Genomic DNA, 11,734 nt, shown 5'->3' with positions numbered 1-11,734 from the left:
TGAAGAAAGGAGGGGGGGAAGCGTTGGAAATTAATGCGAAGCTGGATGAACACAGCAAGAAGCTTGGTGAACACAGTGAATTGCTGGGGGCATTAATCCATGGTCAGCAGGAAATAAAGGCTGATTTGGATGGATTCAAGCTTGAAACATTCAAAAGGTTTGACGGCGTGAATAAAAGATTGGATTCATTCGAGTCAAAACAGGACGAGTTGGCGGCAAAGGTTGAGCTTTTGGAAAAACGGACATGGACAAATGAATCGGATATTCACCGCCTCAAAAACTTAATCGGAATTAAGTAAAAAATGCCAATAGCCCCGTATTATTCTTTCATCAATGCAAACTCCAAAAATACAATCCATATGTATCATTTCTTTTGGGCTGCCCCCGATTGTCAATTCAACCGGGGGCAGCTTTTTCATTTTTCTTCTTGACTGAATGCTCATTCATTATATAATGGAGTTAATAACTTTCAGAAAAGTCATTTGCAGTCTTAACAATTTGGAAGGGAGCGGTCATTTCATATGCATGCTTTACTGTGGTTGAATTGGATTGCGTTTTTGCTTGTAACGGCATACGGCGTCTCTTTGTTTGTCTATGTCGTCAAAACACGCATCAAGTTTATTAAACTGGGGAAAAAAATAGAGTTTGATAATGATGTGAAAGCGCGCCTGAAAAATATTTGGACATATGTTTTTGGCCAGAAAAAGCTGCTCAAGGATAAAAAGAGCGGAATCATTCATGTCATGTTTTTCTATGGATTTATTCTTGTGCAATTTGGTGCAATCGATTTCATTTGGAAAGGGCTCGCACCGGGGTCACATCTGCCGCTCGGTCCGCTCTATCCCGGATTTAAGTTTTTCCAGGAAATCGTAACGCTCATCATATTGGTTGCGGTTGTATGGGCATTTTACAGACGGTATATTGAAAAGCTTGTCAGATTGAAGAGGGGGTTTTATGCAGGTCTTGTCCTTCTTTTTATCGGCGGACTCATGCTGTCTGTGCTGCTTGGAAACGGGATGTCGCTCATTTGGCAAGGGGAGGAGCTGGCGTGGACTGAGCCTGTGGCTTCCGCAATTGCAGCTGCATTCAGCTGGATGAGCCCGCTTGCTGCAGGGATCGTATTTTATATTGCATGGTGGATCCATTTGCTGATTTTGTTGGCTTTCCTTGTGTACGTGCCTCAATCGAAGCATGCACATTTGATTGCAGGTCCTGCAAACGTTTACCTGGAGCCGCTTGATGGCGGCAGGAAGCTTTCACCGATTGATTTTGAGGATGAAACAGCTGAAAGCTTCGGTGTAGGAAAAATCGATGAGTTCACAGACCTTCAGCTTGTGGATCTGTATGCGTGCGTGGAGTGCGGTCGCTGTACCAATATGTGCCCGGCGACCGGTACGGGAAAAATGCTGTCCCCGATGGACATCATGATCAAACTCAGGGATCATTTGACGAATTATGGGGCTGCCGTAACGAGAAAACAGCCATGGGTCCCGACTTACGCATTCGCCAACACGCTTGGCAATCAAATTGCAAAAGCCGGTACCAGAGAAGGCGCATCAGAGGCGGCAGCGGCATTGGATTACCAGCCGAGCATGATCGGAGATGTCATCACGGAAGAGGAATTATGGGCCTGTACAACGTGCCGGAATTGTGAAGACCAGTGTCCGGTGATGAACAAGCATGTGAGCCATATTATCGATATGCGCCGCTATCTTGTCCTGACAGAAGGCAAAATGAACCCTGATGCCCAGCGGGCGATGCAAAATATTGAAAGGCAGGGAAACCCTTGGGGGTTGAACCGGAAGGAAAAAGAGAACTGGCGTGAGCTTCGGGAAGACGTACAGGTTCCGACAGTCAAAGAACTGAAGAAAGCAGGGGAAGAATTCGAATATCTGCTCTGGGTCGGCTCGATGGGTGCGTTCGACAACCGCAGCCAGAAAATCGCTTTGTCGTTTGCGAAACTCCTTAATGAAGCCGGTGTAAAATTTGCGATTCTCGGAAACAAGGAGAAAAACTCGGGCGACACCCCCCGGCGTCTTGGCAATGAGTTCTTATTTCAGGAGCTGGCTGCTGCCAACATTAAAGAATTTGAGAAAAATGACGTTAAAAAAATTGTGACGATTGACCCGCACGCATATAATATATTTAAAAATGAATATCCTGACTTTGGCTTGGAAGCAGAAGTCCATCATCACACCGAACTGCTTGATCAACTGGTGAAAGAAGGACGACTGAAGCCGAAATATGAAGTGAATGAAAAAATCACCTTCCACGATTCTTGCTATCTCGGGCGCTATAATGATGTTTATGACCCTCCGAGAGAAATTCTCAAATCGATTCCGGGTGTCACTTTGGTTGAAATCGAAAGAAACCGGGAAAACGGAATGTGCTGCGGAGCCGGCGGAGGATTGATGTGGATGGAGGAAGATACAGGACAGCGCATCAACGTTGCAAGGACTGAGCAGGCCCTTGCTGTCAATCCTTCCATCATCAGTTCCGGATGCCCGTACTGCCTGACGATGCTGTCAGACGGCACTAAGGCAAAAGAAGTGGAAGATACAGTGAAAACATATGATGTAGCAGAGCTTTTGGAAAAGGCTGTTTTCGGAGAGCCGGGAACCGATAAAGCTTCGTAATATGAATATGGGGTGCTTCTTTTAAAAGAAGCGCCTCCTTCTAAAAACTTTATCGAGCGAGCGTTCAGTCAAATTTGAAAGCGTTTTAGTTTTAAAGGGCAAAGAGAATAAGTTTTTAGGGTACTGTCCAGCTACAGCGCCCAGCGACTAGCAAACTTCGCACTCCTCCACTACGATAAGTCAACATCGGCTCCTTCGTCGCCGTGTTTCCTTTATCTCATTTCGGAGTGCTCCAGTTTGTACGTCGCTAAACGGGCGCTTATGCATTTCTATATCAAAAGGAGATGAAAGAATGGCTAGATCAGCAATTCTTGAAGGCGCAAGGACCCCGTTTGGAAAATTTGGCGGCAGCCTGAGTTCATTGGCTGCTTCCGATCTTGGAGGAATCGCTGTAAAAGAAGCGTTGGCAAGGTCGAATGTGAAGCCGGAAGAAGTCCAGGAAGTCATCCTCGGGACAGTTTTGCAGGGAGGACAAGGGCAAATCCCATCAAGGCAGGCGGCACAAAAAGCCGGCATTCCATGGGAAGTGAAGACGGAAACCGTGAATAAAGTGTGTGCTTCAGGAATGAGAGCCGTGACATTGGCAGACCAGATTATTCGGGCTGGCGATGAAGAGGTCATCGTGGCGGGCGGCATGGAATCGATGTCCAATGCCCCTTATATATTGCCGAAAGCCAGATGGGGATACAAGATGGGAGACGCATCGATCATCGACCTGATGATCCATGATGGACTGACGTGCGCTTTTTCCGGCGTCCACATGGGAACCTACGGCAATCAAAGTGCAATAGAATATGAGATTACGAGGGAAGCACAGGATAAGTGGGCGCTCAGAAGCCATGAACGGTCAATCGCGGCAAGAAATAAAGGTTTTTTGGCTGAGGAGATTGTTCCGGTGGAAGTTCCGCAGCGAAAAGGAGATCCGCTTGCCGTCGACCAGGATGAGGGACCCAGAATTGATACATCGATAGAGAAATTGTCTAAGCTTAGGCCTGCTTTCGGTTCTGATGGAACGATTACTGCCGGAAATGCTCCGGGGGTGAACGACGGTTCTGCAGCTCTCGTGCTGATGAGCGAAGAGCGGGCTAATCGTGAAGGAAGGAACCCGCTTGGATTTATTGTCGGCCATGCAGAGGTTGCTGTTGAGGCAAAGGATTTTCCAAAAACACCGGGTCTTGTCATCAATGAACTGTTAAAAAAATGCGGAAAAACCGCAGATGAAATTGACCTTTTTGAAATTAACGAAGCTTTTGCGGCCGTAACGTTGGTAAGCAGTAAAATTGCCGGCCTGGATCCGCAAAAGGTGAATGTAAACGGAGGAGCTGTAGCGCTTGGGCATCCGATTGGCGCAAGCGGCGCCAGGATCATTCTGTCTCTGGCATATGAGCTGAGGCGGCGCGGGGGAGGAATTGGAATTGCCTCTATATGTTCGGGCGGAGGCCAGGGAGATGCAGTGATGGTTGAAGTTCCGAAAAATGACTGATGTGGAGGGGAAGAATATGCAAATCGAAAAAGTGATGGTCGTCGGTGCCGGGCAAATGGGCTCGGGAATTGCACAGGTTTGCGCACAAGCAGGCTACCAGGTCTATTTAAATGACCTGAAAGAAGACATTGTTGAAAAAGGGCTTGAAGTCATTCGCAAAAACTTAAATAGACAGGTCCAAAAAGAAAGAATGAATGAAGATGAAAAAGAGGGCATTCTTGCAAGATTCATTAAGTCGACTGATTTAAAAGATGCCGGGAATGCGGATATTGTGATCGAAGCAGCTGTTGAAAATTTAAAAATAAAAATGAAGATTTTCGAGGAGCTGGATCAATATGCGCCGGAGCATGCGATTTTGGCGACCAATACGTCTTCTCTGCCCATCACAGAAATGGCTGCAGCTACAAAGCGTCCGGAAAAGGTGATAGGCATGCATTTCATGAACCCGGTCCCGGTTATGAAACTAGTGGAAATTATCAGGGGCCTGGCAACGGAGGATGAAGTGTACCAAGCCGTGGAGGAAATGACTGAACGCTTGAAAAAGGTACCTGTTGAAGTGAACGATTTTCCGGGATTTGTTTCAAACAGGGTTCTCATGCCCATGATCAATGAGGCGGTTTACACATTATACGAAGGAGTTGCAACGAAAGAAGCGATTGATGAAGTGATGAAGCTTGGCATGAATCACCCGATGGGACCATTGACCCTCGCTGATTTTATCGGGCTGGACACGTGCCTATATATTATGGAGACACTTCATGAAGGCTTTGGAGACGATAAATACCGGCCTTGCCCCCTATTGCGAAAATATGTAAAAGCAGGCTGGCTCGGAAAAAAATCGGGCCGCGGTTTTTATGAATATGTGTAGAAAAGCGGAGGGCGAAGCCAGTAGCTGGAAATCGAGAAAAACCAACTAAAATGTCGAAGAAAGCAGGAGACAGCGATGAACCTTCAATTTACCGATGAACAGTTAATGATGAGAAAAATGGTACGTGATTTTGCTGAAACCGACATTAAGCCAAATATTGAAAGAATGTCAGCCGGGGAGTTCCCAAAGGGTATCATCAAGAAAATGGGAGAGCTGGGGTTGATGGGAATCACAACTCCGGAACAATACGGCGGAGTGGGTATGGACTTTATCTCTTATATTATTGCGATCCATGAGCTTTCGAAAGTAAGTGCGACCGTGGGAGTCATTCTGTCCGTGCATACTTCTGTCGGGACGAACCCGATTCTCCAGTTCGGGACAGAAGAACAGAAACAGAAATTTATTCCGAAGCTTGCGAAAGGAAAATCATTGGCTGCGTTTTGTCTTACGGAGCCCGGAGCGGGTTCGGATGCAGGAGCGATCAAATCCAGAGCGGTCAAACAAGGGGACCACTATGTCGTCAATGGCTCCAAGATGTTCATCACAAACGGCGGTGAAGCGGATATATATATTATTTTTGCCGTAACGGATCCAACCAAAGGAAGCCGTGGAATTTCTGCCTTTATTGTTGAAAAGAATACCCCGGGACTTCTCATTGGAAAAGACGAAAAAAAGATGGGGCTGGATGGCTCCAGAACGGTTCCGCTCACCTTTGAAGACATGAAGGTGCCTGCAGAAAATCGGCTTGGCGAAGAGGGAAATGGTTTTAGAATTGCAATGGCCAATCTGAATATCGGCCGGATCGGGATTGCTGCACAGGCGCTTGGTATTGCTGAAGCAGCTTTTGAAGCTGCAGTCGGTTATGCGAAGGAGCGCAGGCAGTTCGGCAAACCGATTGCCGAACAGCAGGCGGTGGCCTTTAAACTTGCCGATATGGGAACGGCTGTGGAAAGCGCCAGATTACTGCTCTACCGTGCCGCGGATCTTTGTGCATCGGGCGTGCCATGTGTGAAAGAAGTATCGATGGCGAAGCTGTTCGCTTCAAGGGCCGCGATGGAGAATGCCACGGAAGCAATCCAGATATTCGGCGGTTACGGCTACACGAAAGATTACCCCGTTGAACGATTTTTCAGGGATGCCAAGGTCACGGAAATATATGAAGGAACAAGTGAAATCCAAAGGATCGTCATAAGTAAGCAATTGTTGAAATAGAGAGCGTGTTGAGGAGGAGACTTGATGAACTTTAAATTAAGTGAAGAACATGAAATGATCAGAAAAATGGTGCGTGACTTTGCGAAAAAGGAAGTGGAGCCGACAGCGGCAGAGCGCGATGAAGAAGAGCGCTTTGACATGGATATTTTTGAAAAAATGGCTGGGCTGGGATTGACGGGAATTCCATGGCCGGAAAAATACGGCGGTATCGGCAGTGATTTTTTGGCGTACTGCATTGCCGTCGAAGAATTGTCCCGCGTCTGTGCATCGACAGGAGTAACGCTTTCCGCCCATACATCGCTTGCAGGCTGGCCCGTTTATACATTCGGCACGGAGGAGCAGAAACAAAAATATTTAAAGCCGATGGCGGAAGGCACAAAGATTGGGGCATACGGGCTGACGGAGCCCGGCTCAGGCTCGGATGCAAGCAGCATGAAAACAACGGCCAAGCGGGACGGGGACCATTATGTTTTGAACGGCTCCAAGATTTTTATTACAAATGGAGGCATCGCTGATATTTATATTGTTTTTGCCTTGTTGAATCCGGAGGACAAACGGAGCTCCACGGCTTTTATCATTGAAAAAGACTTCGAAGGGTTTTCCGTAGGAAAAAAAGAGAAGAAACTGGGAATCCGGTCGTCTCCGACAACCGAAATTATTTTTGAAGACTGCAAAGTCCCGGCGGAAAATGTGCTGGGAGAGGAAGGGCAAGGCTTTAAAATTGCCATGATGACTCTTGATGGCGGCCGAAATGGAATTGCGGCGCAGGCTGTCGGAATCGCACAGGGTGCTTTGGACGCCGCCGTCGAGTATGCAAAGGAACGAAAGCAATTTGGAAGGCCGATCGTCGACAATCAGGCCATCGCTTTTAAATTGGCTGATATGGCGACAGGCATCGAAGCTTCGAGACTATTAACTTATCAGGCGGCGTGGCTTGAATCAGAAGGTCTTCCATATGGGAAAGAGTCGGCCATGTCCAAGCTGATGGCCGGGGATACAGCCATGAAAGTGACAACTGAAGCAGTGCAAATATTTGGCGGCTATGGATACACGAAGGATTATCCGGTCGAACGGTATATGCGCGACGCCAAAATCACCCAAATTTATGAAGGAACGCAGGAAATCCAAAGACTGGTCATTTCCAGAATGTTAACGAAATAGAAAAGCGGCGGGCTACGGAGCCCGAAATTAGTAACTGTATACTTGAAAGAGGTGAATTTTTTGGCAGTGAAAAGGGAGATTCAGGCATCGGTGAAAGACGAGCAGCTTGTGGAAAAACGCAGGAATCAAATGATCCGCGGAGCCGTATCCCTTTTTAAGGAAAAAGGTTTCCATCGGACGACAACTAGGGAAATTGCTCGGGCTGCCGGTTTCAGCATCGGTACTTTATATGAATATATCAGGACGAAAGAGGATGTACTTTTTCTTGTGTGCGACAGCATTTACGAGCAGGTAAGGAAAAGACTGAGCAGCATGGACCTGGAGAAAGGGACTCTGGAAAGCCTGAAACTTGGAATCGGCCATTATTTCAGAATCATTGATGAGATGCAGGATGAAGTGCTTGTCATGTATCAGGAAGCGAAGGTCCTGTCCAATGAGGCCCTGCCTTATGTGTTAAAAAAAGAATTGGAAATGGTCGGTATGTTTGAGAAGCTGATCAGCCGCTGTGTGGAAAACGGAGAACTCGACATCAGCCATGAGCACCAGCAGCTGTTGGCGCATAACATTTTTGTCCAGGGACAGATGTGGGGATTCCGGCGCTGGGCTTTGAAAAAAACATGTTCCATTGATGATTATATTCGCCTCCAGACCGATTTGCTTTTTTCAGGGATTAAAGGTTTTAAGACACAAGTGGAAGTAGGAGGATGAAAAAAGTGAGTGAAATCTACACGCCAAAAAACCATGTCCGGTTCATAACGGCTTCCAGTTTGTTTGACGGGCATGATGCTTCCATCAATATTATGCGGAGAATATTGCAGGCCAGCGGTGCGGAAGTGATTCATCTTGGACATAACCGGTCGGTGGAGGAGGTGGTCAATGCGGCCATTCAAGAAGATGTCCAGGGAATTGCCGTCTCCTCTTATCAAGGCGGACACGTAGAATATTTTAAATACATGCATGATCTGTTAAAGGAAAAGGGAGCGCCGCATATACGCATTTATGGAGGAGGGGGAGGGGTTATCATTCCCCGTGAGATCAAAGAGCTCCATGATTACGGGATTTCGCGGATATTTTCGCCGGAGGATGGCCGGACTCTTGGCCTGCAGGGCATGATCAACCTGATGCTGGAGGAATGCGATTTTTCAACCATTGGCGATTCCATCGAGGAAGAAGTCGAGCGGCTAAAAGAGGGGAGCATGGCGGCTGCTGCCAAATTGATTTCATTGGCCGAAAACCGGGCAGGGGAAAAGGAAGGAAACAAATTTTCGAGGGTTTTCGCCGAAATGAAGGAAATGAGCCAAGAGGCACCGGTTCTGGGAATCACAGGAACTGGCGGTGCAGGTAAAAGTTCGTTGACAGATGAACTGATCCGCCGGTTTATCCATGAAATTCCGGAAAAGAAAGTGGCTGTATTGTCTGTGGATCCGACCAAGCAAAAGACAGGCGGGGCGTTATTGGGAGACAGGATCCGGATGAATGCCATTTTTTCACCGCGTGTGTATATGAGAAGCCTGGCAACCCGTGGTTCAAAGAACGAGCTGTCGGGCGCCATCCGCGACGCCATCCGCATCGTCAAAGCCCTGGGGGTTGACCTTGTGATTGTCGAAACGAGCGGAATCGGACAGGGAGACGCGGAAATAAGGGAAATCAGCGATGTTTCCATGTATGTGATGACAAGCGAATTCGGCGCCCCTACCCAATTGGAAAAAATCGATATGATTGATTTTGCCGATATCATTGCAATCAACAAGTTTGAGAAAAAAGGGTCTGAAGATGCCAGGGATCAAGTAAGAAAGCAATATCAGAGAAGCCATTTGCTTTTTGATGAGGAATTGGAAAAAATGCCGGTGTATGGAACGATCGCCAGCCAGTTCAACGATCCCGGAACGAATGCCCTGTTTGCCGCCCTGATCGATCTGTTAAACGAAAAATGCGGTACGGACTGGAATGTATCTTTTTCCAAAGAGGAGGAAGTGGAGAAGCAAAATGTGATCATCCCGGCTTCCCGCCAGCATTATTTGCGGGAGATTGCCGAAACGGTCCGAAGATATCATGGGCACGCGGAAGAGCAGGTCCGGGTCGCAAGACAGCTGTTTCAAATTGAAGGCACAATCAAAGCTGTGAAAGAAAGAGGGGAAAACGAGCCAGTTTTGGCGGCCCTTCAGGAATTGAAAAAAGAAACGGAAGAAAAGCTCACGCCCTATTCGAAGAAAGTCTTGGAGAATTGGGAAGAGACGAAGGAAGCCTATGCAAAAGACCAGTTTGTCGTAAAAATAAGGGACAAAGAGATTGTAACAGAATTGAAGACAAAAAGTTTATCAGGACTTTCCATTCCGAAAGTGGCACTTCCTTCGTTCAAGGATTATGGGGAAATTTTGAATTGGGTATATAAGGAAAATGTACCGGGTTCCTATCCTTATACGGCAGGCGTTTTTCCTTTTAAACGGCAGGGGGAAGATCCGAAAAGGCAATTTGCCGGTGAGGGTACGCCTGAGCGTACGAACCGCCGGTTCCATTATTTATCGAAGGACGATGAGGCCAAGCGGCTGAGCACCGCCTTTGACTCGGTCACATTGTATGGGGAAGATCCGGATTACCGTCCCGATATTTATGGGAAAGTCGGTGAAAGCGGCGTCAGCATCTGTACGCTTGATGATATGAAAAAATTGTATGACGGCTTCGACCTTTGTGCCCCGTCCACTTCCGTTTCGATGACGATCAATGGCCCGGCGCCGATCATCCTGGCGATGTTTATGAACACTGCCATTGAGCAGCAAGTAAGGAAAAAGCAGGAAGAGATTGGGCGGGAATTGACCGAAGAGGAGCTTGAAACGGTGAAAAGTCAGACATTGAAAACGGTCAGAGGGACGGTTCAAGCTGATATTTTAAAAGAAGACCAGGGTCAGAATACATGTATTTTTTCAACGGAATTTGCTTTAAGGATGATGGGAGATATCCAGCAGTATTTCATTGATCATCAGGTAAGAAACTATTACTCGGTATCGATTTCCGGATATCATATTGCGGAGGCAGGAGCCAATCCGATTTCACAGCTGGCTTTTACTCTTGCCAACGGGTTCACATATGTCGAATATTATTTGAGCCGGGGAATGGATATCGATGATTTCGCACCGAACCTGTCGTTCTTTTTTTCCAATGGGCTCGATCCGGAATATACAGTCATCGGCCGGGTGGCGAGGAGGATTTGGGCGGTTGTCATGCGGGAGAAATACGGTGCGAATGAGCGGAGCCAGAAATTGAAATATCACATCCAAACATCCGGCAGGTCGCTTCACGCCCAGGAAATTGATTTCAATGATATCCGGACGACGCTCCAGGCGTTGATGGCTTTGCAGGATAATTGCAATTCGCTCCATACGAATGCGTACGATGAGGCCATCACGACACCGACGGAACAATCGGTCAGAAGGGCGATGGCCATCCAAATGATTATTACAAAAGAACACGGTCTTTCCAAAAATGAAAACCCGCTCCAAGGATCTTTTATTGTGGAAGAACTGACAGATCTCGTTGAAGAAGCGGTGCTTCAGGAATTCGAACGGCTGAACGACCGCGGGGGAGTGCTCGGCGCCATGGAGACGCAGTACCAGCGTGGAAAAATCCAGGAAGAGTCAATGTATTATGAAACGCTGAAGCATTCCGGGAAACTGCCGATTATCGGCGTGAATACGTATCTGAACCCCAATCCTCCGTCAGAAGCAGACCTGGATAACATTGAATTGGCACGGTCAACCAAGGAGGAAAAGGAAACACAGATCCGGAATCTCCGCAATTTCCAGAAACAGCACCAGAATGAAGCCGAAGAAGCGTTAACCCGTTTGAAAAAGGTTGCTGTCAGCGGTGGAAACATATTTGCCGAATTGATGGAGACGACCAAAACAGCAAGTCTTGGGCAAATTACCCATGCTTTATATGAAGTGGGCGGCCAGTACAGGAGAAATATGTAAGAAAAGCGGAAGCACCCGTTTAGCGACGTACAAACTGGAGCACTCCGCAATGAGATAAAGGATAAGGAAAGGCGGAGAGTGCCTGCTTATCGGCGACAAGCATAAGACGAGCGCTGAAGAAGGCGTAGTTTGCCTTCAGCAGCGATTGGCTTATGACCTCGAGCCGATGGCACTCGGAGCCGGACAACACGGCGAGGTACGAGCCGATGTTGACTTATCGTAGTGCTCTGAGCCTACTTCCTCGAATAAACATCCACGCAGAAAAAGCGAAGCTTTTTCGAGGAAAGGAGGGCGAAGTTTGCTAGTCGCTGGGTGCTGTAGCTGGACAAAGAAAAGCGTAAACGCATCCATGGATTTTTATTTTCCATCGGGATAAAATCACTAGCATTGCATTAATTGAAATTAG

At 47.4% G+C, this 11,734-nt stretch carries 8 protein-coding genes; all 8 read left to right on the top strand.

The window, feature by feature from the left end; genetic code table 11:
- The first annotated feature begins 23 nt into the window (after positions 1–23).
- The 8 genes from D4N35_RS06365 (at position 24) to icmF (ending at position 11,328) form a co-directional block, all read left to right on the top strand.
- Positions 24–299: a hypothetical protein gene (locus tag D4N35_RS06365; RefSeq protein WP_120071601.1), complete on the top strand. Its 276-nt coding sequence runs from the start codon at positions 24–26 to the stop codon at positions 297–299.
- Positions 300–521: 222 nt separating this feature from the next.
- Positions 522–2,636 (top strand): 4Fe-4S dicluster domain-containing protein, encoded by a 2,115-nt coding sequence (locus D4N35_RS06360; RefSeq protein ID WP_120071599.1) that lies wholly within the window; start codon positions 522–524, stop codon positions 2,634–2,636.
- Positions 2,637–2,928: 292 nt separating this feature from the next.
- Positions 2,929–4,119, top strand: a complete 1,191-nt coding sequence (locus D4N35_RS06355) for an acetyl-CoA C-acetyltransferase (RefSeq protein ID WP_120071597.1) — start codon at positions 2,929–2,931, stop codon at positions 4,117–4,119.
- A 16-nt stretch (positions 4,120–4,135) separates the two neighbouring features.
- Positions 4,136–4,987 carry a 3-hydroxybutyryl-CoA dehydrogenase gene (locus tag D4N35_RS06350; RefSeq protein WP_120071595.1) on the top strand — a complete coding sequence of 284 codons (852 nt, stop codon included), beginning with the start codon at positions 4,136–4,138 and terminating at the stop codon, positions 4,985–4,987.
- Positions 4,988–5,062: 75 nt separating this feature from the next.
- Positions 5,063–6,199: an acyl-CoA dehydrogenase gene (locus tag D4N35_RS06345; protein ID WP_120071593.1), complete on the top strand. Its 1,137-nt coding sequence runs from the start codon at positions 5,063–5,065 to the stop codon at positions 6,197–6,199.
- A gap of 24 nt (positions 6,200–6,223) precedes the next feature.
- Entirely contained in the window at positions 6,224–7,360 is a 1,137-nt protein-coding gene (locus tag D4N35_RS06340) for an acyl-CoA dehydrogenase (protein ID WP_120071591.1), read from the top strand.
- Positions 7,361–7,420: 60 nt separating this feature from the next.
- Positions 7,421–8,068 carry a TetR/AcrR family transcriptional regulator gene (locus tag D4N35_RS06335; RefSeq protein WP_120071589.1) on the top strand — a complete coding sequence of 216 codons (648 nt, stop codon included), beginning with the start codon at positions 7,421–7,423 and terminating at the stop codon, positions 8,066–8,068.
- Positions 8,065–11,328, top strand: a complete 3,264-nt coding sequence (gene icmF / locus D4N35_RS06330) for a fused isobutyryl-CoA mutase/GTPase IcmF (RefSeq protein ID WP_235870309.1) — start codon at positions 8,065–8,067, stop codon at positions 11,326–11,328. Before D4N35_RS06335 ends, icmF begins: the two co-directional genes overlap by 4 nt.
- The last annotated feature ends 406 nt before the right edge of the window (positions 11,329–11,734 follow it).

The organism is Siminovitchia fortis, from assembly GCF_003605365.2.
Taxonomy (GTDB): Bacteria; Bacillota; Bacilli; order Bacillales; family Bacillaceae_C; genus Siminovitchia; species Siminovitchia fortis.
Note: the sequence above shows the minus strand (reverse complement) of the source record. Positions and strands in the feature narration are given on the sequence as shown.